Source organism: Gracilimonas sp. (assembly GCF_014762685.1).
GTDB lineage: Bacteria > Bacteroidota > Rhodothermia > Balneolales > Balneolaceae > Gracilimonas.
Window position 1 is genome coordinate 761,950 of sequence record NZ_JABURM010000006.1, and the last position, 25,256, is coordinate 787,205.

19 protein-coding genes and 1 pseudogene are annotated in these 25,256 nt (G+C 42.2%); 9 read left to right on the forward strand and 11 right to left on the reverse strand.

Annotated features, from left to right (window positions below):
• The first annotated feature begins 138 nt into the window (after positions 1-138).
• Positions 139-645, forward strand: a complete 507-nt coding sequence (locus tag HUJ22_RS13005) for a nuclear transport factor 2 family protein (protein ID WP_290878131.1) — start codon at positions 139-141, stop codon at positions 643-645.
• Positions 645-3,149, forward strand: a complete 2,505-nt coding sequence (locus tag HUJ22_RS13010) for a M14 family zinc carboxypeptidase (RefSeq protein WP_290878132.1) — start codon at positions 645-647, stop codon at positions 3,147-3,149. Before HUJ22_RS13005 ends, HUJ22_RS13010 begins: the two co-directional genes overlap by 1 nt.
• 82 nt (positions 3,150-3,231) lie before the next feature.
• On the opposite strand, the gene HUJ22_RS13015 is transcribed toward HUJ22_RS13010, so the two are convergent.
• The 4 genes and pseudogenes from HUJ22_RS13015 to frr all read right to left on the reverse strand — a co-directional run bounded on the left by HUJ22_RS13015 (position 3,232) and on the right by frr (position 8,832).
• Complete coding sequence (locus HUJ22_RS13015; RefSeq protein WP_290878133.1) at positions 3,232-4,161, reverse strand: hypothetical protein; 930 nt, start codon at positions 4,159-4,161, stop codon at positions 3,232-3,234.
• 67 nt (positions 4,162-4,228) lie between these two features.
• Positions 4,229-7,759, reverse strand: a complete 3,531-nt coding sequence (gene smc / locus HUJ22_RS13020; protein ID WP_290878134.1) for a chromosome segregation protein SMC — start codon at positions 7,757-7,759, stop codon at positions 4,229-4,231.
• 65 nt (positions 7,760-7,824) lie between these two features.
• Positions 7,825-8,190: pseudogene (locus HUJ22_RS14980) on the reverse strand (four helix bundle protein).
• Between the two features lie 72 nt (positions 8,191-8,262).
• Entirely contained in the window at positions 8,263-8,832 is a 570-nt protein-coding gene (gene frr, locus HUJ22_RS13025) for a ribosome recycling factor (RefSeq protein WP_366871102.1), read from the reverse strand.
• A 324-nt stretch (positions 8,833-9,156) separates the two neighbouring features.
• Between frr and sucB the strand changes: the two genes are divergently transcribed.
• The 6 genes from sucB to HUJ22_RS13055 all read left to right on the forward strand — a co-directional run bounded on the left by sucB (position 9,157) and on the right by HUJ22_RS13055 (position 16,523).
• The gene (gene sucB, locus HUJ22_RS13030; protein ID WP_290878136.1) at positions 9,157-10,896 is read left to right on the forward strand and encodes a 2-oxoglutarate dehydrogenase, E2 component, dihydrolipoamide succinyltransferase; all 1,740 of its coding nucleotides are present in this window, start codon (positions 9,157-9,159) and stop codon (positions 10,894-10,896) included.
• A 60-nt stretch (positions 10,897-10,956) separates the two neighbouring features.
• Positions 10,957-11,808: a pantoate--beta-alanine ligase gene (gene panC / locus HUJ22_RS13035; RefSeq protein WP_290878137.1), complete on the forward strand. Its 852-nt coding sequence runs from the start codon at positions 10,957-10,959 to the stop codon at positions 11,806-11,808.
• Positions 11,809-11,818: 10 nt separating this feature from the next.
• Positions 11,819-12,241 (forward strand): aspartate 1-decarboxylase, encoded by a 423-nt coding sequence (panD, locus tag HUJ22_RS13040; RefSeq protein WP_366871095.1) that lies wholly within the window; start codon positions 11,819-11,821, stop codon positions 12,239-12,241.
• Positions 12,242-12,420: 179 nt separating this feature from the next.
• Positions 12,421-13,680, forward strand: coding sequence for an efflux RND transporter periplasmic adaptor subunit (locus HUJ22_RS13045; protein WP_290878139.1), 1,260 nt, complete (start codon positions 12,421-12,423; stop codon positions 13,678-13,680).
• Complete coding sequence (locus HUJ22_RS13050) at positions 13,658-15,046, forward strand: ABC transporter permease (RefSeq protein WP_290878140.1); 1,389 nt, start codon at positions 13,658-13,660, stop codon at positions 15,044-15,046. The genes HUJ22_RS13045 and HUJ22_RS13050 overlap by 23 nt, the downstream gene beginning before the upstream one ends.
• Entirely contained in the window at positions 15,039-16,523 is a 1,485-nt protein-coding gene (locus HUJ22_RS13055; protein WP_290878141.1) for a TolC family protein, read from the forward strand. The genes HUJ22_RS13050 and HUJ22_RS13055 overlap by 8 nt, the downstream gene beginning before the upstream one ends.
• Positions 16,524-16,547: 24 nt before the next feature.
• Here HUJ22_RS13055 and HUJ22_RS13060 read toward each other — a convergent pair whose 3' ends face one another.
• The 6 genes from HUJ22_RS13060 to HUJ22_RS13085 all read right to left on the reverse strand — a co-directional run bounded on the left by HUJ22_RS13060 (position 16,548) and on the right by HUJ22_RS13085 (position 22,446).
• Complete coding sequence (locus HUJ22_RS13060) at positions 16,548-17,921, reverse strand: dipeptidase (RefSeq protein ID WP_290878142.1); 1,374 nt, start codon at positions 17,919-17,921, stop codon at positions 16,548-16,550.
• 114 nt (positions 17,922-18,035) lie between these two features.
• Entirely contained in the window at positions 18,036-18,794 is a 759-nt protein-coding gene (locus HUJ22_RS13065) for an SH3-like domain-containing protein (protein WP_290878143.1), read from the reverse strand.
• Positions 18,791-20,539: a BatD family protein gene (locus tag HUJ22_RS13070; protein WP_290878144.1), complete on the reverse strand. Its 1,749-nt coding sequence runs from the start codon at positions 20,537-20,539 to the stop codon at positions 18,791-18,793. The genes HUJ22_RS13065 and HUJ22_RS13070 overlap by 4 nt, the downstream gene beginning before the upstream one ends.
• The gene (locus tag HUJ22_RS13075; protein WP_290878145.1) at positions 20,523-21,038 is read right to left on the reverse strand and encodes a hypothetical protein; all 516 of its coding nucleotides are present in this window, start codon (positions 21,036-21,038) and stop codon (positions 20,523-20,525) included. Before HUJ22_RS13075 ends, HUJ22_RS13070 begins: the two co-directional genes overlap by 17 nt.
• Before the next feature lie 5 nt (positions 21,039-21,043).
• Positions 21,044-21,685: a tetratricopeptide repeat protein gene (locus tag HUJ22_RS13080; RefSeq protein ID WP_290878146.1), complete on the reverse strand. Its 642-nt coding sequence runs from the start codon at positions 21,683-21,685 to the stop codon at positions 21,044-21,046.
• A 5-nt stretch (positions 21,686-21,690) separates the two neighbouring features.
• Positions 21,691-22,446: a YebC/PmpR family DNA-binding transcriptional regulator gene (locus HUJ22_RS13085; protein ID WP_290878147.1), complete on the reverse strand. Its 756-nt coding sequence runs from the start codon at positions 22,444-22,446 to the stop codon at positions 21,691-21,693.
• A gap of 268 nt (positions 22,447-22,714) precedes the next feature.
• On the opposite strand from HUJ22_RS13085, the gene bshA reads away from it, so the two are divergent.
• Positions 22,715-23,866 carry an N-acetyl-alpha-D-glucosaminyl L-malate synthase BshA gene (gene bshA, locus HUJ22_RS13090; RefSeq protein WP_290878148.1) on the forward strand — a complete coding sequence of 384 codons (1,152 nt, stop codon included), beginning with the start codon at positions 22,715-22,717 and terminating at the stop codon, positions 23,864-23,866.
• A 100-nt stretch (positions 23,867-23,966) separates the two neighbouring features.
• Here the strand turns inward: bshA and sucC are convergent, their stop codons facing one another.
• Positions 23,967-25,172, reverse strand: coding sequence for an ADP-forming succinate--CoA ligase subunit beta (gene sucC, locus HUJ22_RS13095; RefSeq protein ID WP_290878149.1), 1,206 nt, complete (start codon positions 25,170-25,172; stop codon positions 23,967-23,969).
• Positions 25,173-25,256: the final 84 nt, after the last annotated feature.

The following is a 25,256-nucleotide window of genomic DNA, read 5'->3' on the forward strand; positions in this document are numbered from 1 at the left end:
AAAGCTTTTTTAATCATACACAAAAGATAACAGTTTTTACAATGGATAGATTTAAGAATAGTAGGCTTTAAAAATCCCGTTTGCTCAATCAGATTTGAATAGCTACCATTGGCTAACTCTTGAACCAACCGTATGTATATGCGACTTTTAATGTTACTGCTTTTTATCCCTGCGTTTTTACTGGGAGCCTGTCAACCCAAAGAAACTCAAATCCCGCCATCTCCGGATGAGGTAAATGTCGTTCTCGATGACTGGCACGCAGCTGCGGCAGAAGGAGACTTCGAACGCTACTTCAATTATTTTGAAAGTGACTCTTCCATTTTCATGGGAACGGATGCTACCGAACGGTGGACGATAGCTGTGTTTAAGCCGTGGTCAAAGCCTTATTTTGAGGATGACGGTGTAGCATGGACCTTTACCCCAACTTTTAGGGAGGTTTATTTTTCGGATAATGGAAAAGTCGCCTGGTTTGATGAAGAACTGGATACTCCAAACCTGGGGCCGAGCCGGGGTTCAGGGGTTTTGCTAAAAAATGAAAAGGGGTGGAAAATTGCCCATTACAACCTTACTATTCCCATCCCAAATTCTATTGTAGATGATGTGGTACAACAAATTGACAATGAACTAAACAAATCGGAAGAATAATGAAGAAAGGGATATTAGGTACGTTAATCTTAGGGTTTTTAATGTCGGGTCAGGCTTTGGCTCAACTGCAATCGCCTGCTGAATTTTTAGGCTATGAACTGGGTGAGCAATGGACTCCTCATTACAAAGTGCTGAATTATTTTCAGTATGTAGCTGAAGAATCACCTATGGTTACGTTAAGTGAATATGGGAAAACCAACGAAGGTCGAGAGCTGGTATATGCTGTTGTTACTACAGAAGGGAATCAAGCCAATATTGAAGAGATCCGCCTGAATAATTTAAAACTTACAGGACTTGAATCCGGTGAGCCTACCCAAAACCAAAAAGCTATTGTTTGGCTCAGTTATAATGTGCACGGAAACGAGACTTCTTCCAGTGAGGCCGCATTAAATACCATTTATAAATTAGTGACAGAGAAAGCCAATTGGCTGGAAAATACGGTTGTGATCATGGACCCGATGGTAAATCCGGATGGGCGTGACCGCTATGTGAACTGGTTCCGAACCGTGGTTGGTGAAGACATGAATGTGAATCCTGAGTCACGCGAGCATAGTGAGCCGTGGCCGGGTGGCAGGACTAATCACTATTATTTTGACCTGAACCGGGACTGGGCCTGGCAAACACAGGTGGAAAGTCAGCAGAGACTTCCCCTCTATAACAGTTGGATGCCTCATGTTCATGTCGATTTCCATGAGCAGAGCGTGAACTCCCCTTATTATTTTGCTCCGGCAGCCGAACCGTTTCATCTTGCGATCACTGACTGGCAGCGCGATTTCCAAACCATGATCGGGAAAAATCACATCAAGTATTTTGATGAGCAAAACTGGCTGTATTTTACCCGCGAAGTGTTTGACCTGTTTTATCCGAGTTACGGGGATACCTGGCCTACATTCAACGGAGCGATCGGGATGACTTACGAGCAAGCAGGGGGCGGTTCAGCCGGTTTGGGAGTGCTGACTGCTGAAGGAGATACGCTGACTCTGAAGGATCGGCTTACACATCACTCTGCCAGCGGATTATCAACGGTTGAGATCACAGCTCAAAATCATCAAAAAGTAATTGATGAGTTTTCGAATTATTTCACCAATACGATTGAAAATGGAGCCGGAGAGTACAAGACTTTTATTGTTAAGAAAAGCAGTAACCCCGATAAAGTAACGAGCTTGCTTCAATATCTGATGAAGCAGAAAATTGAATTTGGTGTGGCCAGCCGTTCATCTAATACCAATGGTTATGACTACAGCACCGGAGAAACCGGCCGGGTTAGTATTGAAGAGGGTGATTATGTGATTAGCACTTATCAGCCCAAAGGAACCTTGGCTCGCGTATTATTTGAGCCGAAACCGGAGCTGGCAGACTCCATGACCTACGATATCACCGCCTGGGAAATGCACTATGCGTATGGTGTTGAGGGATATGCGATTCCCGGCAAAGTGAATTTTGGCCCGGTTACACCTACTACCGAAGATGAATTGACTCCTTCAGTTGAAAAACCCTATGCTTATCTGGCAAAATGGAATTCCTTGGACGATCTGAAGTTCTTATCTCAGATCTTGCAAAAAGGAGTGAAGGCCCGGTATGCAAGGGAAGCCTTTACCCTGAATGGAAAAGAATATAAGGCAGGCACTTTGATTATTACACGTAATGGAAATGAGCACCTGGGTGACGAATTTGATGCCATTGTTAAGGATGAAGCCGATTTGCTGAACAGAACTGTAATTCCGGCCACTACCGGCTTTGTGGAATCGGGTAAGGATTTTGGTTCTTCCGGCGTTCGGTTTATTGAAACCCCCAAGGTAGCCTTGCTTTCAGGAAATGGTACTAGCTCCAATATGGTGGGACATATTTGGAATTACTTCGATCAGCAGATCGATTATCCCGTAAGTTTGATCAATACAGATGATATTGGTTCTGTAAACTGGGATGATTACCATGTGTTGATCATGCCAAGTATGTACGGAAGTGTGATCGGTGACAGTGAGATCAACGCTATCAGAGAATGGGTGCAGGGTGGCGGAACTTTGATCGCAATGGAAGGGGCAAACAACCTCTTGTCCGGGAAAGATGGTTTTGCTTTAACACGAAAGGAAGGAGAGGCTGCAGAAGAAAGTGACGATCCGAATGCGAAGTTAGTGAAATACGGTGAAGCTTCCCGCGAGCGCGTTAAAAATATGAACACCGGCTCCATTTTTGAGACTACGATGGATTATACTCACCCATTGGCTTTTGGATACGCTGAAACCTACATGTCATTAAAATTAGGCTCAACAGCCTTCGATTATCTGGAAAATGGCTGGAATGTAGGGGTGGCCAAAGAAGGTGCTCACCGAAGTGGCTTTGTGGGAAGTGAAGCTAAGAAAAGCCTTGAGAATACTCTTTCATACGGAGTCCAGAATATGGGACGCGGACAGGTTGTGTATATGATTGACAACCCGTTATTCAGAGGATTTTGGCACAACGGAAAGCTATTATTTGGAAATGCAGTTTTCTTTGTCGGGAATTGATGGTGTTTAGGTGCGAACGTGTTAATGTGTTCCGGTGGATTTGTAGACCACCGGAACACATTAACACTGTAACACCTTTGCACTACCTTGCCAATTCTGCTTCACTCGCAATAAACCCAAAAGCAGCCCAATTGCCTGCATCATATACCTGCCGCCAGATTTCATTTGCTCGTTCTGTTCGTCCGTTGATGTGATGCCAAAATCCTAATCCATATCCTAAAGTGGCATTATCAAGTTCTGAATTGTCTTCACTCAGGAGTTGGTTCTCATCAAATACCCCTTTAAAAACCATAAGCAATTCGTAATAACTTGTGTTTTCGATGAGCTCTAAATTTTCAGGCACTTCTTCCAGTAATTCACCTGCCTGTACATCATTGCCTGCTTTTCGCAGCGACATATAATACCAATACCAAAAAGCTACTCGCATGTCGGGATTATTAGAAACCTCAAGTCCGTTTTGATAAGCCATATTTGCATGTTCATACTCACCTTTCAGGTAGTGAGCCAATCCAAGATGATACCAGGTGTTAGTTTGCAGAGAACTAAGGGGGATATTTTGAGCGTTTGGCAAGCCATCCGGTTCGGTAATATCTTCCTGTCCTTCAAAAAGCTCAGCTGCTTTCCGAAAATCATGGATAGCCAAATCAAATTCCCGCAGGGTAATATATCGATGCCCCCGGTGGCGGTATAGCCGGGGCTCTTCCGGAAATTCAATAATGGCTGATGAAAGCTGGTGGAGTGCCAAACGGTAATCTCCGGTGTACGCGGTTTTTCGAGCCTCCCAAATGTAACTGTCTATCATCCGGTCTTCATCCAGGGCTAACCGGCTCAGCGAATCAATACGCGCAGCCATGGTCTCCGGAAGAGAATCAATTTCCGTTTCTAGAGTATCACCCAAAAGAGAAATGGTTTGGGCTTCCGGGGGCAGATCCTGAAAGCGGATAGATTGTTCATTCTGACAGCCCAGGAAAAGAAAAAGTAGTGCGAAAATTTGGAGTCGAATTACAGACATAAGTATGAATTAAGTTTTTAAATAACCGCCAACAGAGAATCACTTCAATATTAAATATTCCATATTCTTACAGTACATCTTCCACTTCATCCAGCTTCACTCCAACCAAACGGGAGATTCCTGTTTCCGGCATTGTAACACCGTACATCATCTCGGCCTTACTCATGGTTTTTTTGTTATGGGTAATGATGATAAACTGGGTATCTTTGCTAAAGTTCTTAATCATTTTGGCAAAGCGCTCAATATTGGCGTCATCCAGAGGAGCATCTACCTCATCGAGAACGCAAAACGGAGAAGGTTTCACCAGGTATATAGCAAACAAGAGGGCGATGGCCGTTAATGTTTTTTCCCCTCCCGAAAGTTGTGAAATACCTGATGGACGTTTACCGCGTGGCTGTGCTTTAATTTCAATACGGGCTTCCAAAGGATCCTCTACATCTTCTTCAATAATCAAATCACAATAATCATCCTCTTCGAATAAAGTCTTAAATACGCTCTGAAAGTTAACCCTGATTTTCTCAAAGGTGTCATTAAAACGATTGGTAGCCGTTTCGTTGATCTCATCGATAGTTTCCAGTAGCTGTTCTTCGGCTTCTGCTAAATCCTGAATTTGTTCTTCGTAAAAATCGAGCCGTTCTTTTTCTTCTTTATATTCATCGATAGCCAGTGGATTCACTTCTCCTATGCTGTTTAGCTTTTGACGTAGCCATCCAATACGCTGTTTCACCTCTTCCGGAGTTTTGTCATCCGGCATTTCAGCACCTTCAATTTGTTTCATTAGGATGCCGTAAGTCTCCCAGATGTGGTCAGATAATGCTTGACTCTGCATATCCATTTTTTCGCGGGCCATATCCAGGTGATGAACCAACTCCATATTCACCTCTTTACGACGTCGGACTTCTTTCAGCTCCTTTTCAATCTCATTGATTTTTCCACGTTGCCTTGCTGCATTCTCTTCGGCTTTTTCCAATGCCTCATCCGCATCTTTTTTGGCTTCTTTGTTGGACGCAATATTTTCTTCTAATTCTTTGATACGGCCACTCAAGGTTTCAATGCGCTCTTTACTTTCTTTCGTTGAGGAAGTGCGGTTTTCAATCCGGGCTTTTACATTTTCAATTCCTGTTTCGGCTCTTTGAACGTCCCGTTCCAGATTTTCTACTTTATTCCGTAAGTCTTGATGTTTTAACTGTGTATCATTAAAGCGGCTTTGGGCGATAGAACGCTCTTCTTCCAGGGTTTCAAGCAGCTCCTTTTTCTCATTTTGTTCTTCATCCAACTCCAACATTTTTTGTTGCAGTTCTTTTTGCTTGGGTTGGATGGAATCCAATTCTTCCTGAGCGGTGCCCTCGCTGCTTTTCAGGTTATCTTTGCGATTAACCAGCTCTCCGATATTCTTTTGATATACCTGTACTTTGGAACTCAAACTGTGCTGCTGTTGCTCTAACCGACGAACTTCTTGCTCTTTTTCCTTCAGAGATTGACTGAGTTTCCCTATGTCCAGTTTCTCATATTTCTCGACAATTTGAGACAGGTAATTATCGAGTTTCCCAATTTCTTTGGCGGTTTGTGCTTCTTCTTTTTCGAGCTTTTCAATTTTATCCTTAAGCCCAACCCGGATCCCTGCATTTTTACTCTTGCTTCCGCTTTGGAAGAACCTGGCATTGGTAACTACCTCACCGTCAAAAGTTACTCCAACAACATCATCTTTTTTCCTGGTTCCGGCATAGGCATCTTCCACCGAATCAAAAACCATTACATTACCAAGCAGTAATTGTTTTAGGGCAGAATATTCTCGTTTGGATTTTACCTCATCAAAAAGGCTCCCGTCTTTTACAGGATAAGTAGCAGCCAGTTGATCCAGCGGAATGAATGTAGCACGACCTTTTTTATTTTCTTTCAGGATTTTGGCAGCCCGTTGGGCTTCATCTAAAGTTTTAACAACCAGAAAGTTCAGAACATCGCCCAGTACAGCTTCAAGTGCCACGGCATGCTTTTCATCTGTGTCAAAAATCTCAGAAACGGTAGTCATTTCCTTGAAATCAAAACGGTGTTTTTCAATCAGGAATTTTACGCTGCCGGGGAAAGCTTCATTTGAGGAAGCAAGATCATTCATTAAGCGAATCTCGGACTCAAGTGATTCTTTTTTACTTTGAAGGGTACGGAGTTCGTCTTTAACCTGATTTTGTTTCTCTGCGAATTGTTCACGCTTTTCGCGGGCTGTTTCTAGCTCTTCCTCCAGTTCGTCTCGCTCAACCACTAAATTCTCAAGCTTCTTCTCAATCAGCCCCTGCTCACCGTTCAGGTTATCGATCTCGTCATTCAGATCTACAATTTCAGTATTGATGCGCTCCAGGTCACCTTCAGTATTTTCAAGGCGGCTCTCAATTTTAATACGTTTTGTTTGAAGCTGATTCAGTTCGTTATTTGTGGCACTAAGCTGAACTTCAATTTCATATAATTCGTGGCGCTCCCGGTTATACTGCTGCTGAATTTGCCCATATTTCTTCTTTGAGTCTTCCAGCGCTTTTTCGGACTTGGCGAGATCATCATCAAAGCTCTCGAGCTTCTTCCGGCTCGAATCCAACAGTTCAATCAGTTCCTTTAAATCTTTTTCTCCCTGCTCAATATCTTTGGCATATTCAGCAATCACCTTTTTCTCATTCTCAATTTTTTCTTTGGTGATTCGGAGATTTGTGTCGGCCTCACGGATAGCATTGTGAAGCTGGCTTACCCGGCGCTGAGCTTCTGCCTGTTGGCGTTCTTTTTCAATAAGCTCAGCCCGCGCTTTCTCATCACTCTCTTCCAGATCTTCAATAGCCTTGGCAATTTCCTTCTTTTCTTTATCTGCATTGGTAATGCGTTCTTTGAGAGGCTCCAGTTCATCTTTTATTTTATTGAAGTCATGAAGCGTGAGTGCTTTGTCAAGCAGTTCCAGCTCGTCTTTATAAACTTTGGCCTTCTCAGCTTTTTCGGCTTGAATTTCCAGGGAACGGGCTTTTTTGCGAAGTTCAACCAAAAGGTCATCCACCCGCTGTAAATCCTTCCGGGTATATTCCAGCTTTCGAAGAGTTTTTTTACGCTGGTCTTTATACTTGGTAACTCCGGCGGCCTCTTCGAATAACCGGCGCCGGTCGTTGTTCTTGTCATTCAGAATCTCTTCTACCATCTTCAGCTCAATTACTGAATAAGCATCCGAGCCCATTCCGGTGTCCATGAATAATTCCATGATGTCTTTAAGACGGCAGGAGGTGTTGTTAATGAGATATTCACTGTCTCCGGATCGGTACAGCCTGCGGGTAATGGTGACCTCGCTGTATTCTATGGGGAGAATTCCCTGATCGTTTACAAAAGTGAGAGAAACTTCTGCCATTCCCAGTGCTTTTTTTTGAGCCGTCCCGTTAAAGATCACGTTGCTCATGGCCGAAGAGCGAAGCAGGGATGGCCGTTGTTCACCAAGCACCCAGCGGAGAGCATCCACAATATTAGACTTTCCGCAGCCATTAGGGCCTACAATAGAGGTTATCCCGCTGTCAAATTTTACCTTGGTCTTACCGGCAAAACTTTTAAAACCCTGTAATTCAAGTTCGGATATATACATTTAGGGTTGCAGATTGCGGGTTGTGAGTTGCGGGTTTGATTCGGTATGGGTCATTTTAAGTTAGATTATACTTTCCAGCTTGTTTCAACATAGTTTATGAAACTGTTGATTTTTCGGCCTAAGGTGTCATATCGATGTAGTAAATCTGCAAGAGGTTTGTCCTTAAAATGAATATCGCTAATCATCTGTAATTGTGAAATTGTTTCATCGCAGGAAGAATGAGAAAAAATCAGGAATCGAACAAATTCATCTTTGTAACGTCTTCTTCCACAGCCTTCTGCTATCTTGTCTTTTATGCTTTTTGATTATCGTCTTATTTGACTGCCCTGTTCATATAATTCATACTTAGGCAACTCCATGGTCATTTTATGGACTTCCATAGCTAAATCGTAAGCTATTTGATAAATCTCTAAGTCCCTATAACTTTTCATGATTATTTATTATCAAACAATACAGATTACGAACAAAATAACCCGCAATCTGCAACTCGCAACCCGAATCCCTTAAACCGTCATTATTTCTTCTTCTTTTTTGGTCAGCAGGTCTTCTACTTTGGCGATGTAAGTATCCGTAAGCTTTTGGATTTCATCTTCTGCCTCATAACCTGAATCTTCAGAAAGTGATTCGCTTTCAACTGTTTTTTTAACGGCGTCATTAGCATTACGTCGTGTATTTCGGATGCTGATTCGAGCTTGTTCCGCAATATCTTTAGAGTGCTTTACCAGTTCTTTGCGGCGTTCTTCAGTGAGCACGGGAAGCGGAATCAGGATGCGGTCACCGTCGTTACTCGGGTTTAATCCCAAGCCGGCCGACATGATTGCCTTCTCAATATCCTGCATACCTGATTTATCATACGGAGTAACAACCAACAAACGGGGTTCCGGTGCGCTGATATTTGCCAACTGCTGAAGCGGGGTTTGAGAGCCGTAATAATCAACTTTTACGCTTTCAATAAGAGAAGGACTGGCTTTTCCTGCTCGTACATGTGCAAGCTCCTTCTTGAAAAAACTTGTGGCTTCATCCATATGAAGCTCTGCTTCGTCGATAATTTCCTGTAGTTCATTCCCAATCATAATCCCAAGAGTTGTTTTAATACTGGTTGACTGACTTTGCGAAGTTAACAAAATCAGAAGTGAGGACAAACTGGGAAGAATATTGAATGTGGAATTATAAAAGGAAAAATTTAGATTTTGTGCGTTTACTAGCTTTGAAATCGCGGTTTAAAAATGAAAATTAAAGTTAATAGAAACTGGATGTTGCTCCAGCTTCTTAAAAAGCGCTTTTCCCTTTTTTAAAGGAACGATACTTATTTTGAACTAATTGGAATTATCCTGAACTTTAGAGTCCGTTAAAAATTCCTTAAAACCGCCTTATAGGCACCAAAACAAAACAATTTTATGGCGAAGGTAGAAGTGGTTATGCCCCAAATGGGTGAATCGGTAATGGAAGGCACAGTTATAGAGTGGACCAAACAGGTTGGAGACTCTGTAGAAGTTGATGAAACTTTGCTTGAAGTAGCTACTGATAAAGTAGATACAGAGGTTCCTTCACCGGAGGCCGGAGTACTGGTAGAAATTTTAGCTGAAGAAGGTGATGTGATTGAAGTGGGTAAAGCCATTGCCATTATAGAAACGGATAAGGATGCAGCAGGCGATGTTTCATCAGGCGGGTCTGAGGAAGAAAAATCAGAAGAGCCGGAAGAGGAAGAAACAGAAGAAGTTGAAGCACAGGAAGAGCCTGCTGAAGATGAGGCGGCTCCCGCGGCATCCGGTGGGGACGAAGGTGAACGTGTTGAAGTACAGATGCCTCAAATGGGCGAGTCGGTAGTTGAGGCTACTGTAATTGGTTGGTCGAAAAGTGTGGGTGATTCTGTAGAAGAAGATGAAACGCTGCTTGAGATTTCGACGGATAAAGTAGATAGTGAGGTTCCTTCTCCTGTAGCCGGAACATTGGTCGAAATAATGGCTGAAGAAAATGATACAATTGAAGTTGGGCAAACCATCGCGGTGATTGCCACAGGTAAAGGCGCTTCTGATCCTGCTGCTGAGAAATCAGCACCAAAAGAAGAGAAAAAAGAAAAAGCAGCAGCTGCGAAACAGGAAAAAGAACCCGTAGCCGCATCTTCAAATGGAGCTCCTTCTTCTGGTGGCTCTGAGCCGCAACGTATGGGCAGTGACGGCAGGTTTTACTCTCCACTTGTAAGGTCCATTGCCAAAGAAGAAGGAATAAGTCAGGAAGAACTCGAACAGATTGATGGCTCCGGCCAAGGCGGGCGTGTTTCCAAAAAAGATATTTTAGCTTATGTGGAAGATCGTAAAGCCGGTAAAGTTTCTGCTCCTTCCCAGCAAAAGCCTGCAGCCAAATCTTCAGATGGTTCTATATCAGCCGGGCAGCTGGATGTGAAGCATTCTCCAACCGGTGATGTAGAAGTGATCAAGATGGACCGCATGCGTAAGATGATTGCGGATCATATGGTTCGTTCTAAGCAAACATCAGCCCACGTAACCACTTTTGCAGAGGTAGATGTTACCAACATGGTGAAGTGGAGAAATGCAAATAAGGCCAAATTCCAGGAAAAAACAGGGACCAAGCTTACTTTTACTCCGTTGTTTGTAGAAGCTATTATAACAGCGATGTTAGAATTTCCGTTGATTAACAGCTCTGTAAACGGGGATGAAATTCACTTGAAAAAAGATATAAACTTTGGCTTGGCCGTGGCTTTGGGAACCGGTGGTGAAGGCGGGCTGATTGTGCCGGTAATCAAGCAGGCACAGGATAAAAATCTTGTTGGGTTGGCTAAAGCAGTAAACGAAGTTGCTGAAAAAGCCAGAAGCAAGAAATTAAGCCCTGATGATTTAGTGGGTGGCACCATTACTCTTACAAACTATGGCAGCGTGGGGAACTTGATGGGGACGCCAATCATCAATCAGCCGCAGGTCGCGATTATTGGAACGGGGGTAATTGAAAAACGCCCCGTAGTACTGGAAACAGATTCCGGAGATGTGATTGCTATTCGTCAAATGATGTTCCTCTCCATGAGCTATGATCACCGAATTATTGACGGTGCACACGGAGGAGCGTTCTTAAATCGCATCAAAGAGATCTTGGAAAACTTTGATATGGATCGTTCAGTGTAATTTTAATTCTTACCTAATACTTTAGGAGACGCCCAAACGGCGTCTCTTTTTATTTAAAGCATGAAACAAGTTTCTACAATTGATGCAATTCGGGCTGAAGTAACTGGGTTAAAATCTCAGGGTAAAACCATTGCGTTTGTTCCTACCATGGGAGCACTGCATAAAGGACATTTATCTTTAATTCGATTGGCAAAGGAAAAGGCCGATGAAGTTGTAGTTTCCATTTATGTGAACCCTGAGCAGTTTGGCCCGAATGAGGATTTTGGCAGTTATCCCCGGCAAATGGAAGATGACCTCAACGCTTGTGAGGAAGAAGGGGTAGCTTTAGTTTTTACTCCGAATGACAAAATTATGTACGGTTCGGGAAAGAAGTATTTTCGTATTGAACTGGATGAATTGAATGCGCATATGGATGGGGGGAGCCGACCGGGTTTTTTTGAGGGAATTGTATTGGTGGTGAACAAATTTTTTAATATTGTAAAGCCTGATTATGCGGTTTTTGGCCAAAAAGATATTCAGCAATTTCAAATCTTATCGAGGATGGTGGAAGAGTTTAATCATGACATTGAAATGATAGCAGGCCCCATTGCTCGTGCAAATGATGGGTTGGCCCTCAGCAGCCGAAATGCTTATTTAAATGATCATGAACGCAAGGCGGCTCCCGGCCTCTATCGTGCGTTGAAGTATGTGGAGAAACAGATCCGTGATGGAGTGATGGAGCCCGGATTATTGTTAAAACATCAGCAAGATGAACTGGAAGCGAAAGGCTTCAAAAATGATTATCTTAATGTGTTTTCGATGGAAAACATGCAACCGGTAGAAAAATTAAAATCCGGTAAAAAATATATTTTGGCCGGCGCGGCTTATTTGGGTAAAACGCGCCTTATTGACAATATAATTTTAGATCTCTGAACGTAGTACGATGAAAATAACGATGTTTAAATCAAAACTGCACCAAATGGCAGTAACCGAAGCCAACCTGATGTATGAAGGCAGCATCACCATTGATCAGGATTTGCTCGATGCCGCCAACCTCCTTCCATATGAGAAAGTGCAGGTACTTAATATTACCAATGGTTCCCGCCTTGAAACGTATACCATACCGGGAGAACGTGGCAGCCGTGTATGCTGCCTCAATGGTGCAGCGGCAAGGTTAACCCAGGTGGGAGATCGTATTATTGTAATCAGTTATGCAGAAATGACACCCGAAGAGGCTAAAAAACATAAACCACGGGTGGTTGTGGTGGATGAAAATAATGAACCAACCAAAATTTTAGACAATTCTCAGCCCGAAACTAAGTTTAACCTGGAAACCGGCTTAGTTGACAACACACTAATTGATTAAATAAACGATATGCAGCCTCATTTCGGGGGCAATTCAATTAGTTTTTTCGGAATAAAGAACAATCGGGGGCAACAAAAACAATATTTAGTCGTAATTGTAAAACTATTTATGTAGTATATGCGTCTTATTCTGAAAAGGCTATATTTTGATTTATATCCATTTACAAACATTATAGGTACATGAAAAAAAGATATTTAATTCCGGCTATCGCCATAGGCATTTCCCTGGTAGCTTGGTTTGTTTTCGGAGGGGAATCTACTGAATCCGTTGAGCTTACAACATCACCCCAAAAGGGAGAGTTTGTTGTTGATGTAACGAGTACGGGGGAACTTCGTGCAAAAAATTCAACAGAAATAACCGGACCACAGGGTGTAAGAGAGTTTCGTGTAAATAACATCACAATTCAGCGATTGATCCCTGAAGGTACCATTGTTAAGAAAGGGGACTTTATAGCTGAACTAGATCGCTCAGAGATTATGGGTAAACTGCAGGATGCCCAACTTGATTTACAGTCAGCTCAATCTCAGGTAACTCAGGCACAATTAGACAGCACCCTGGAATTATCTCAGGCTCGTGATAATCTCATTAACCTGGAATTTGCTTTAGAAGAACGCCAAATTGAGCTGGATCAATCTAAATATGAATCTCCGGCTGTGCAACGGCAGGCAGAAATTGCACTGGATAAAGCCCGTCGTCAATTAGCTCAGGAGAAAAAGAACTATCAAACGAAAGTAAAGCAGAATGAGGCCAAACTTAGTGAAGTAGAAGCTGAACTTTCCAAGAAACAAAATGAGATCAAAAAGATCAGAGAATTGATGACACAATTCACTGTGTACGCCCCTGATCAGGGCATGATTATTTACCGGCGAAACTGGGATGGATCTAAAATTACAGAAGGTGAGCAAATAAGTGCCTGGAATCCCGTTGTGGCTGAACTTCCCGATTTTTCAGTGATGGAATCGGTTACCTATATCAATGAGGTTGATATCCAAAAGGTAGCTTTAGGACAAAAAGTAACAATTGGCTTGGATGCTGTTCCGGACAAAAAACTGACGGGAACGGTTACTGATGTTGCTAATATTGGGGAACAGCGGAAAAACTATGACTCCAAAGTTTTTGAGGTTATCATTGAAATAAATGAAAGAGACAGTTTGCTGCGTCCGGCTATGACCACCAGTAACAAGATCTTAATCAATCGAATAGATGATGCCTTATTTGTACCACTTGAAGCTGTACATGCTGTTGACTCACTAAGTTTTGTATTCAAGAAAAATGGAGTGTATCCATTGATGCAGCAGGTTGAATTGGGCGAAATGAACGATAACTCTGTAGTAATTTACAACGGAGTCTCAATGGATGATGAGTTGTATTTGATCGTTCCTGAGGACACCGCCGGTGTCGAGAAGAAGATGCTCAGTGAACCAATCACTAAGCGATAAAGGAACTTCCGTGCTCAATAAAATACTTTATAATTTTGATATTGCGATTGAAGCCATTCAGCGAAATAAACTCAGGGCTTTACTTACCTCATTAGGGATTATTTTTGGAGTAGCCTCGGTCATTGCCATGCTTGCAATAGGTACAGGTGCCCAGCAGGAAATCTTATCTCAAATGCAGTTATTGGGAACCAATAACGTCATCATTCAACCTGTAATGGAGCAGGTTGAAGGTGCAGTTGGTGAAGAGCAGAAAGAGGGAAGCCAAAGAAAATACTCCCCTGGATTAAGTCTTCAGGATCTTTATAACATTAAAGATGTTATGCCGGAGGTCGAATATATCAGCCCTGAGATTATCTTCGATACCAATTTTATTCGAAATGCTCGTATGCGTAGCGGTAAGATTGTCGGGGTGAATGACGAATATTTTGAGATTAATAACTTTGTTATAGAAAACGGGAATAACTTCAGTGAAGAACAGATAAAAAACTCGGCTCCCGTTTGTATCATTGGTTCTGATGTCAGGGCTAAGTTTTTCGCCGGTCAGGATCCAATCGGTAAGAAAATAAAAGTGGGTAATCTCTGGCTTACTGTAATCGGTGTTTTGGAGAAAAAAGACTTGACTACCGAGAATATTCAAAGTCTTGGGATCCGAAACTATAACCTTGATATCTTTACGCCTGCCACAACAATTCTGATAAGGTTTAAAAATCGGGGATTAGTTACTAAAGATGATATTGACGCTTCAGCCGGGGGAGGAATGCGGGTTATGATATTGGGCGGAGATAATGAAGAGGAAGAAGCTGGCTCAGATAATTATCATCAGTTAGACAAACTCATCGTCAGGGTTACAGATTCAAAGTACAGTGTTTCTATTGCAGAAGTTCTTTCACGGATGTTGAAACGACGCCACAACGGAGTGGTTGATTATGAGATTATTGTTCCGGAGCAACTTTTGCAGCAAGAGCAAAGGACAAAGCGAATTTTTAATCTGGTTCTCTCTTCAATAGCTTCCATTTCTCTTATTGTAGGAGGAATTGGAATTATGAATATCATGTTAGCCTCTGTGGTTGAACGATATCGGGAAATTGGAGTCCGCATGGCCGTTGGAGCCCAGAAAAGAGATATTGAACTTCAGTTTTTAACCGAGGCATTAACTATCAGTATTTCAGGAGGGCTGATCGGAATTATCCTTGGTATGGCTTTTAGCTATGCCATTGAAGCCTCTGCTGAAATAGCTACAGTAGTAACACCTGTTTCAATTTTAATTTCTTTCGGAGTTGCCGTTGTCATTGGTGTGGTATTTGGATACTACCCTGCTAAAAGAGCGGCTCAACACGATCCGGTACACGCATTAAGACATGAATAAGTATTTTTTAGGACTTCTGATCATCATCCTGACCTTTGGCTCGCTGAACATTCAGGCTCAAAATCAACGAACACTGACTTTGGAACAAAGTATTTCGATCGCCAAAGAAAATAGTCCGATTGCCATGGCTGCTAACTTCCAGCTTGTTTCTGCAAAGTGGCGCTATAAGTCGTTTCGCGCTGATCTACTTCCCAGCCTTGATTTAGACGGAAACGTACCCGGTTACAGTCGTGCAATCACCGCCAACCGACTTGATGATGGAAGTACTGTGTATCAGGAAGAGAGCCAGTCTCAGTCATCAGTAAATTTGTCGATCAACCAAAACATCATGCCTACCGGCGGTAATCTTTCACTTTCAAGTGGTATTAACCGGCTTATTTTATTTGACGGAGGACTGAATGGCGAAAATATTTATCGATGGCAAAGTACGCCGCTGGTAGCCACCTATTTTCAGCCGTTATTTCAGTACAACAGTTTGAAATGGAGAAATAAGACGGAACCACTTCGCTACCAAATTGCACAAAAGCAGTTTGTGGAAGACATGGAAGATTTGGCGTTCAATGTCACACAGAGTTTTTTCGATTTCCTGCTGGCTAAAATAAATGTGGAAGTTGCCGAGTTTAACGTGACTGTAAATGATTCTATCTACAACATTTCGCAAGGACGTTACCAAGTGGGTAGTATTGCCGAAAATGACCTGCTTCAAAGTGAATTGGCATTGAGAAATGCTGAAACTTCACTCACTACCGCAAACCTGAATTTCCAGCGAGCTGAAGAAAACTTTAAAGCTCTGTTGGGTATTCCGGATCAAATTGTGGTAGAAGTAATCATCCCGGATGAAGCTCCTGCATTAAATATCGATGTTGATAAAGCCTTGGAACTTGCGCGCGAAAATAACAGCACTTCTCTGGAATATGAATTGAGTGAAATTCAGGCTAATCAATCTTATGATCAGGCCCGAAAAGAAGCCGGGTTTTCGGCGACTATACAGGCCAGCTATGGATTGAACCAGACCTCAGAAGATTTTAGTCAGCTTTATGACGATCCGCAAAACCGTCAGTTTTTTACCATAGGATTTCAGATACCCATTTTTAATTGGGGGAAAAATACGGCTGAAATCCAGGCTGCACGAAATCAGCAGGCGGCTACGGCAAATACCATTGCCTACCAAAAGCTCCAGTTTGACCTTAATGTGAGAAGCACGGTGCGGGAATTTTCACAGCTTCAAAGTCAGGTGCAACTTGCCGAAACTTCCGATGAAATTGCCGAGCGCCGCTACGATGTAGCTAAAAATCGCTACCTTATCGGTAATATTGATGTTACTAACTTATTTATCGCCCAAAATGAAAAAGACAGCGCGCGACGAAGTTATATTCAGGCTCTTCGAAATTACTGGACAGGGTACTACAATCTCCGCCGGCTTACTTTATATGATTTTGAAGAAAATGCTCCCATTGTTTTAGATACGGATCTGTAGCAGGCCGATTATTCAAAAGCTTACTCAGGAAGAAAAATCAGGCAGCAATTCCAAAAATTTTGCCGAAGTTTTAATTCCTCGATAGAAATCTTTAATAGCAAAGTTTTCATTTGGAGAGTGAATGGCATTACTGGTAAGGCCAAAGCCCATCAGGATGGATTCGACTCCCAGTACGCGCTTGAAATCTGCTACAATTGGGATGGAGCCGCCTTCACGAGAAAAGAGTACTTCCCTTCCATAAACTTCTTCAAAGGCCTTAGCGCCGGCTTTTAAACCGTAAAAATTGAGATCTGTAATCGAAGGGTGACCGCCGTGATGCTCAGTAACCGTCACTTTAACAGTGTCGGGCGCCAATGATTCTACATGTTTTTTGAAAAGCTGTGCAATTTCCTTAGGATCCTGATCCGGAACCAGACGCATACTTACTTTGGCATTGGCCTTGGAAGGGAGCACGGTTTTGGCTCCTTCTTTTTGGTAACCGCCCCAAATTCCATTTACATCTAAGGTAGGGCGGGCTGAGGCACGTTCGAGCGTTGTATATCCTTTTTCACCGTGAACGGCTTTAATATCCAATGTCTTTTTGTACTCCTGTTCATCAAAAGGAAGCTGGGCAAAAGCTTCACGGTCAGCTTCGGTGAGTGATACGACCTTCTCATAAAACCCGGGAATCTGAATGATTCCGTCTTCATTTTTTAGTTTGGCAATAATTTCACACAGAACATTGGCTGGGTTTTCTACCGCCCCGCCATAAACCCCGGAATGCAAATCACGATTCGGGCCAACTACTTCAACTTCCATGTAAGCAAGACCTCGAAGGCCATAAGTAATGGACGGCTGATCTTCAGCAAACATGGCGGTATCCGAAATGAGCACCATATCGCAGCTGAGCAAGTCTTTGTGTTTTTCAAGAAAAGGAACCAGGTTTGGAGAGCCGATTTCTTCCTCCCCTTCTAAAATAAATTTTATGTTAACCGGGATATCTTGTCCGGTTTTAACAAACGATTCTATGGCTTTAACGTGAGTAAATGCCTGCCCTTTGTCATCACTGGCCCCTCGTGCATAAATTAACCCGTTTTTAACAGTAGGTTCAAAAGCCGGGGTATCCCAGAGTTCATCCGGGTCGGAGGGTTGTACGTCATAGTGCCCGTAAATTAAGACGGTAGGCCGGTCATCATGCGGGCAGTGTTCGGCATAGACAATAGGGTTTCCCGGGGTCTCAAATTTCTTAACAGTATTCAGGTTTAGGCTTTCAAGCTGTTGAATCAGGAAATTTGCTGCTTTCTGAATTTCATCTTTTTTACTGGAATCGGTACTTACACTTGGGATACGTAGCAGTTCAAAAAGTTCATCTAAAAATTTGTCTTTATTGGAATCGATATATTCCTGAGTAGCACTCATTCTATTTTACCTGCCTTAATTAGTTAATGATGTATGTGTGAATGCACTTTTCTCGTGCCTCATAGTTTCGTTAAAATAAACATAGAGTTACAGAACTTCTGTTGCTTTTAACAACTATAATATTTTTATGCCTTCATTTTGTATCCAGCCAAACTGCCCGTTTCCAAGTCTGATATACAGCCAGTTTTCATGTTCATTAGTTTTCCAGTGATCTACGGTTAAATCATAACCTTCATAAGCAATACTTATAAGAGGACTTTCGGGATTTGGGTTCTCCAACACCCTTTGAGAAGTCGAAATAAGCACCGCTTCATCATATCTTTGGTTTACGTAATCGGCATAAAAAGCTAACCCGGCTATGGCTGTTCCAACTATAATTAGAGTAAGGATGTAAGAAAAAGTTTTTTGTAAGGAAAACGTGTTCATCCAACCCAGGTATAAAAGAACTAGTCCGGAAAGTGTAACCAGGAACCCGCAAATGAATAACCTGTAAGCAGTTATTTTGTCATTAATCCATTCTATAGCCCGATCCCATGGTAATTTAGGCAGCACGGCAGATTGTCGGCTAAACTGATTGTTTACGTATTCAAGAGCTGCTACAGACCGATCACGGGTGGTTTCAAAATCTTGTGCTCTCAGAAAATAATATTTAGCCAGTCCCATGGAATCGAGTTGTACCGCAGTAATACCCATGTTCAGAAATAAGGCTCCGGAAATTTGTCCGGATGATTCGATAGATTTATATAAAGCCATAGCTTCATTAAGCTCCCCATTTTCAAAAAGGGTATTGGCTTGATCAAAAGTTACCTGTTGTGCAGTTACCTTATGACCGCAAAATAGAAGGAAAAGCACTAAGAATATTTTCCCTTTCATGAAAGTTTACCAATTTTTTTAATCAATGCTTTTGTTTTCAGGATGTCGGAATCAAGGCGTTCCTGGGTAACATTGGGTGCGTAAGCAATAGTCTCACATTTGGTGAGTAATTGTTTCAATTCAGCTGTTGTTTCATTATCAGCAACTTGTTCAATTTCTTGTATGATATCTCGGTGGGATAACCCGGCAGGGGGCAGGTTTAATTTATCTGTAATAAACTGAAACAAGGCTTTTTCAATAAGATAATATCCCTGTTTAATATCAGAAGTGTTTTCTGCCTCGGTTATGGTCTTATTTACTTTTTGAGAAGCAGTACGAGAACGGGCAAATGCCGTATCGGTTTGCATACGGTCATTATATTTTTTATAGCCAAAAACTCCTCCGGTAAGTAAAACAGGAAATAGTATCATTATCCAAACCGAGGTTCTTTGGTAAAGTGGCGTTGTTTCGGCGGCGGTCCATTGGGCCAGGCCGGTAATGGGCTTAACATCAAATCGTAAATCGTTTTGAGCAATTAGGGTTGCATCAGGGTCGCGCTCCACATCAAAAGACAACTCCGGTAATGTCTCAATAATATATTGGTTTCGAGTTGGATTAAAGTAGGCAATACGCTTTTCGGGAATAGTATAAGTACCCTCATTGCGAGCTATTACAATGTCCGTAAAAGTCCGGCTTCCGGAAATTTGACGATTATTTCGCTCAATGGAAGAACTTTCCTGCGGATTGTATTTTTCGAGTGATGCGGGGAGTTTATACTCAGGCTTGTTTACCAAAGGAACATTTCCTGTTCCTTTTACTTGTGTTATGATCTCAATACTTTCGCCAACCAAGGCATTCTGGTTAGATATAGTTCGGGAAATCTCAAAATCACCAACTGCACCGATAAAGTCTGCATTCTGCAAGTTTGGAAGGGATTCAACATTCAACGTGACGGGGACGGATTGAAGATTCATGCGCTCTTGGTTCAAGCCAAAACCAAAAGGATCGGAGGAACTTCGCCGCGACCGTACAGAAACAGAAATTTCAAATGGGCTTAAAGTAAGTTCTCCTGATTTAGTGGGAAATAAAGCGTATTGAATAAGTCGGGCTTTTTGATATCTGATACCATTAACAATAGTGGAAGTTGTTTGAGCCCGTTGGGGGTATTCTAATTCTTCTTTCCAAAAGCCCTCCGCTTTCCACCCCGGTGTGGGCTGATAGGATGAGACTTCTACCCCACTTTTGAAGTAGAGTATCACATCAGCAATTACCTGTTCACCGACAACAGGAGAAGTGGTGTTTGGTTCTAACCTTACATAAATATCAGGGGCACGGGCAGATTCTCCTGAGTCAATGGTGGAAGGGTCCAGCACTTTAAAATTAATAGGATCGGTAAAGTAAGTTTCACCCTCCACTGAAATTTCGATTGAGGGAATGGTATAGTTTCCGGGGGATTGTGCGATAAGGAGATAACCAAAAGTATAAGTGACAGAAGGCTTGCCGTTTATAAGGGCATATTTTGTACCCCGGGAAGTACTCCCGCTCAGCCAACGGAGCCCTTCCAATTCAGGAAGCTCGGGTTGCTGTACAGAGCCCATTGAGGTGCCGCTAATATTGAGCTCCAGCTTAACCTGTTCACCGGAAAAAATATTGGTCTCTGAGAGTGTCGCGTTTACTTGCACATCCTGCGCATAACCGGTAAAAAAGCAGGAAAAAGTAGCAATCAACAGTAAAAAAAACCGATTTAGCTTACCAATCTTTATCATGTTTGGCACTTCCGGCTGATTTTTTCTTTTTAAATTCTTTTAGCAGCTCTTTTTCTTTTTGAGCCAAGGCTTGGAGTATTTTTTCAGCATCTTCTTTACTTATTTGCTGAGACTCCAATTGCTCGGGGTTCATTTCTTGCGGATCTTGTTGTTCTTGATTTTCCCCTTCACTTTCCTGCTGCTGGTTTTCCTGGTCTTGCTGCTCTTCATTTTGATTCTGTTCTTGTTCTTGCTCGCCCTGCTGTTCCTGATTTTGTTGTTCTTGGTTTTGTTGCTGCTGTTGTTGTTTTTCCTGCTCTTCTTGCAGTTTTTCCATCAAGGCATTCAGCTTGGCATCATTTGGGTATTGATCCAAGCCATTTTGAACCTGATTGATTGCAGATTGTAAATCTGCATTTATAAATGATTGTGCCCCGCTGTGGAAATACTCATCAGCAGATTGAGCAAAAGCTGTGGCAGATATCAATAATAAGAAAACAAACAGGGTTAATTTTTTCATAGGAATCAATTCGAGTTTATTTCAGAAACATTTTTGGTTCGTGCAATAAAATCATTGAAGGCACGAACGGTTTCATCTGCTTCAAGCGCGCGTTGCATAAGGTTATATGCTTGAGAATACTTTCGCTGAGCGACCAGTTTTTCTGCCTGTTTTTTCATAGCAATGGCATATTCGCTGGGTTCAGGAGGTGGCTGATTTTCCTGATTTTGTTCCTCCCCATTTTCCCCTTCCTCTTCTTTTTGTTCAGCCAAAACACGTTCGTAATTATGCTTGGCATCCGTATCAGAAGGGTTTAATTTCAGCGAATTTTTAAAATGAGAAGCCGCCGGTTTCCAGTTTTCACGTTCAGCGAGTAATGTGCCAATATTATATTCAGCCTTGGCTTTATCTTCAGGAGATTCTGCCAAACTGCGAAATTCCATAAATGACTGTATGGCTTCTTCAGCTTTGCCTTGTTTGGCCTGGGCATTTCCAAGATTGAAGTATAACTTGGCATTATCGGGTTCCTGCTCAATAGCGGAAAGATAGAGTTGTTCCGCTTCTTCATAGTTTCCGGCTTCGTAGGCTTTATTTGCTTTACGCCCATCCTCTACAGCAGATGCTGTAAACAAGAAAAGAAGCAGGGTATATGAAAATATTCTGATCACAGTAATTATAAGTTTTCGGCTAATGCTATCGTTTCTTTATCCATCAACATATTGGTGAATACGTTGTTAACATCGTCATTGTCTTCAAATTTTTCCATCATTTTGAGATTTGAAACAGCGGTGCTTTCATCCACTTTGGTTTCGGTAACCGCCTCACGAATTAAGGTAGCCGATTCTATATTGTATCCGGCCTTTTCAAGGCGATTTCTTACATCAAAAAGTTCTTCCCGAGCGGTATAAACAGTAAACATCTCGTCATCAGTATCTACATCGGTTGCTCCGGCATCAATAGCTTCCAGCATAAACTCCTCCTCATCTAATTCTCCTGCCGGAATCTGAATCATTCCTTTTTGATTGAACATATAACCAACGGAACCGGTAGTCCCCATATTACCCCCGTGTTTGGTAAAAATATTTCGGATTTCACTAACCGTACGATTGTTGTTATCTGTGGTTACCTCAATAAAATAAGCAATACCACCGGGGCCATAGCCTTCAAAAGTAGCTTCTTCATAACTGGCACCGCCCGTATCTTCTCCCGTTCCACGCTTAATAGCCCGTTCGATATTATCTTTTGGCACATTATCAGCTTTGGCATTTTCAATTGCCAAAGAAAGCCTTGGATTTCCTTCCGGATCTCCACCACCTTCACGAGCCGCTACAGTAATCTCTTTAATGTGTTTAGAAAAAACTTTAGAACGCTTAGCGTCTTCCTTAGCTTTTTTGTGGCGTATGTTCGCCCATTTCGAATGTCCTGCCATAGGAGATAATAATGAATTAATTACGTTAATTAAGCTTCATAATATACAAAAATGAGAGGATGGATAAGAAACCTTGTAGCATATTTTTAAATAGCAGATAAGTGCCATTCAATATTTGTAATACTTTTGGAATAGGGAAATAGGATTATAAAAAAGTTACAGGGAGGAAACCTATCTGTTAAAGCTTGTGTTCAATGCTTAATCACTGCAATAGAATGTGTATTTTTTGAGTTGCATACATCAAACCGAATATGTTTAAATTACCGAAATGAATATTGGAATTGCCTGCTATCCTACCTTTGGAGGAAGTGGCGTTGTAGCCACAGAATTAGCCAAAACTCTTGCCAAAAGAGGACACAACATCCACATGATGAGTTACTCGCGCCCCGCAAGGCTTGATACGCTGGAAACCGGGATCACCTATCATGAAGTTTCGATCAACTCGTATCCGTTATTTGAATACCCGCCTTATGCATTGGCACTAGCATCACAAATGGTGAATCTGATTGAATATGAAGATCTTGATCTGCTACACGTGCATTATGCTTTGCCACATGCTACGAGTGCTTATTTAGCAAAGCAGATTATGGCAGAACGTGGGATTCATGTTCCAATTATCACAACCCTGCATGGGACCGATATTACACTGGTAGGGAGAGACCCGAGTTATAAACATGTCGTAGAATTTTCGATCGATAAAAGTGATGGGGTTACGGCAGTTTCTGAATATCTGAAAAGAGAAACCTACGAATATTTTGAAATTGAACAAGATATAAGGGTAATCCCAAACTTTATTGATTTGGAGCGTTTTCAGAAATCAAATAAGAGTCACTTCAAGAAAGCGATATGCCCCAATGATGAAAAAGTGGTAGTACACGTTTCAAATTTCAGAAAAGTGAAAAGAGTCCCTGAAGTAGTAACGGTGTTTGCCAAGATTTTAGAGTCGGGGATCGATGCTAAATTATTACTGGTAGGTGATGGCCCGGATCGGCAAAAAGCAGAACAACAATGCCGGGACTTGAAAATTTGTGATCATGTGCGTTTTCTGGGGAAGCTCGACCAGGTAGAGGAAGTGTTATCCATTGCTGATCTGTTTTTAATCCCTTCCGGTTCGGAAACATTTGGTCTTGCAGCATTGGAGGCCATGAGTTGTAGCGTACCGGTTATCAGTTCCAATATAGGCGGGCTTCCGGAAGTGAATGTGCATGGTAAAACCGGTTATCTATGTGATCTGGATGATGTGGATTGTATGGCTGACTATGGGGTAAAGATTTTGAGTGATCCTGAACTTCACAAGGAATTGTCAGTAAATGCTCGGGCACATGCCGAGCTTTTCAATCAAGATGAGATCGTTAAACAGTATGAGGATTTCTATGAAGAAGTAAGAGAACGTTTGAAAGCTCAGTCCCCTACTTCTTGACCAAGGTTTTTTAGTAAAGTACGGTCGTACATATAAAAAAAGTCTCACACAGAACTTATGTGCGAGACTTTTTATTTATAGTTACGTTATTTGATTTGGATCAAGCCAGCACTTTTGAAACTTCCTCAGCTGCTTCTTTCAGCAACACGGCAGAAATTACATTGAGGTCACTGTTGTCGATGATCTCTTTGGCCTCTTTAGCATTGGTTCCCTGAAGGCGGACAATGATGGGCACATCCTTTACTTTTTCTGCAATTTCAGGATCTTTTACGGCTTCAATTACGCCATTGGCAACCCGGTCGCAACGTACAATTCCGCCAAAAATATTAATCAAAATGGCTTTTACATTAGGATCTTCAAGGATAATACGGAATCCATTCTTAACGGTATCGACATTTGCTCCGCCGCCAACATCCAGGAAGTTGGCCGGTTCACCGCCCGAAAGCTTGATGATATCCATTGTAGCCATAGCCAATCCGGCACCGTTTACCATACACCCTACATTACCATCCAGTTTGATGTAGTTGAGGCTGTATTTTTGTGCTTCAAGCTCTAATGGATTCTCTTCCGCTTCATCTTTGAGCTCTGCTAAGTCTTTATGGCGGTATAGTGCATTGTCATCAAAAGTAACTTTGGCATCCAGCGCATAAACCTTGTTGTCCGGTGTTACAATCAGCGGATTGATCTCAAACATGTTGGAATCCGTTTCCTCATAAGCATTGTATAAGGCATGAATTAATTTGATGCCATTCTTAAGAGCTTCTCCTTCCAGTCCAAGCTCAAAGGCAATACGCCGGGCTTGGTTTGGCTGAAGATCCATTCCGGGTTCAACCCATTCCTTAACGATCTTCTCCGGAGTTTCTTCCGCTACTTTTTCAATTTCAACACCGCCTTCGGTAGAGGCCATGATTACATTTTTACTCACGGCACGATCCATCAAAATACCAAGATAGAATTCAGACTTTATATCCACTCCGTCAGTCACATACAGGCGCTGAACCAGTTGTCCTTCTTCTCCGGTTTGAACAGTGACGAGTACATCGCCAAGCAGGTTTTCTGCGGCTTCTTTTACTTCATCAATCGTCTTACAGAGGACAACTCCTTTGGCATTATTCTTTTTAGTTCGGCCTTTACCTCGCCCGCCGGCATGAATTTGAGCTTTCACTACAAAAAGCTTAGCTCCCTTTTCTTTTAGTTTTTTAGCGGCTTCAACCGTTTCTTCAACGGTGGTGGTAGCAACTCCGGCAGGAACGGCTACATTATATTTCTCAAGAATTTCTTTGGCTTGATACTCGTGTATTTTCATGGATACATTTTTAAGTATTAAAAGCGATTTTTAGGGGTGCCAATAATACCGAGATTAGGAGCTAAAAGAAAGGAGAAGGATGAT

Coding starts and splice junctions, on each gene's coding strand:
- frr (WP_366871102.1), bottom strand. CDS start 8,832: ATGATTGGGAATGAACTACAGGAAATTATCGACGAAGCAGAGCTTCAT.
- HUJ22_RS13060 (WP_290878142.1), bottom strand. CDS start 17,921: ATGAGTGCTACTCAGGAATATATCGATTCCAATAAAGACAAATTTTTA.
- HUJ22_RS13015 (WP_290878133.1), bottom strand. CDS start 4,161: ATGTCTGTAATTCGACTCCAAATTTTCGCACTACTTTTTCTTTTCCTG.
- HUJ22_RS13010 (WP_290878132.1), top strand. CDS start 645: ATGAAGAAAGGGATATTAGGTACGTTAATCTTAGGGTTTTTAATGTCG.
- bshA (WP_290878148.1), top strand. CDS start 22,715: ATGAATATTGGAATTGCCTGCTATCCTACCTTTGGAGGAAGTGGCGTT.
- HUJ22_RS13075 (WP_290878145.1), bottom strand. CDS start 21,038: ATGAAAAAATTAACCCTGTTTGTTTTCTTATTATTGATATCTGCCACA.
- smc (WP_290878134.1), bottom strand. CDS start 7,759: ATGTATATATCCGAACTTGAATTACAGGGTTTTAAAAGTTTTGCCGGT.
- sucB (WP_290878136.1), top strand. CDS start 9,157: ATGGCGAAGGTAGAAGTGGTTATGCCCCAAATGGGTGAATCGGTAATG.
- HUJ22_RS13005 (WP_290878131.1), top strand. CDS start 139: ATGCGACTTTTAATGTTACTGCTTTTTATCCCTGCGTTTTTACTGGGA.
- HUJ22_RS13065 (WP_290878143.1), bottom strand. CDS start 18,794: ATGAAAGGGAAAATATTCTTAGTGCTTTTCCTTCTATTTTGCGGTCAT.
- panC (WP_290878137.1), top strand. CDS start 10,957: ATGAAACAAGTTTCTACAATTGATGCAATTCGGGCTGAAGTAACTGGG.
- HUJ22_RS13055 (WP_290878141.1), top strand. CDS start 15,039: ATGAATAAGTATTTTTTAGGACTTCTGATCATCATCCTGACCTTTGGC.
- HUJ22_RS13045 (WP_290878139.1), top strand. CDS start 12,421: ATGAAAAAAAGATATTTAATTCCGGCTATCGCCATAGGCATTTCCCTG.
- sucC (WP_290878149.1), bottom strand. CDS start 25,172: ATGAAAATACACGAGTATCAAGCCAAAGAAATTCTTGAGAAATATAAT.
- panD (WP_366871095.1), top strand. CDS start 11,819: ATGAAAATAACGATGTTTAAATCAAAACTGCACCAAATGGCAGTAACC.
- HUJ22_RS13085 (WP_290878147.1), bottom strand. CDS start 22,446: ATGGCAGGACATTCGAAATGGGCGAACATACGCCACAAAAAAGCTAAG.
- HUJ22_RS13070 (WP_290878144.1), bottom strand. CDS start 20,539: ATGATAAAGATTGGTAAGCTAAATCGGTTTTTTTTACTGTTGATTGCT.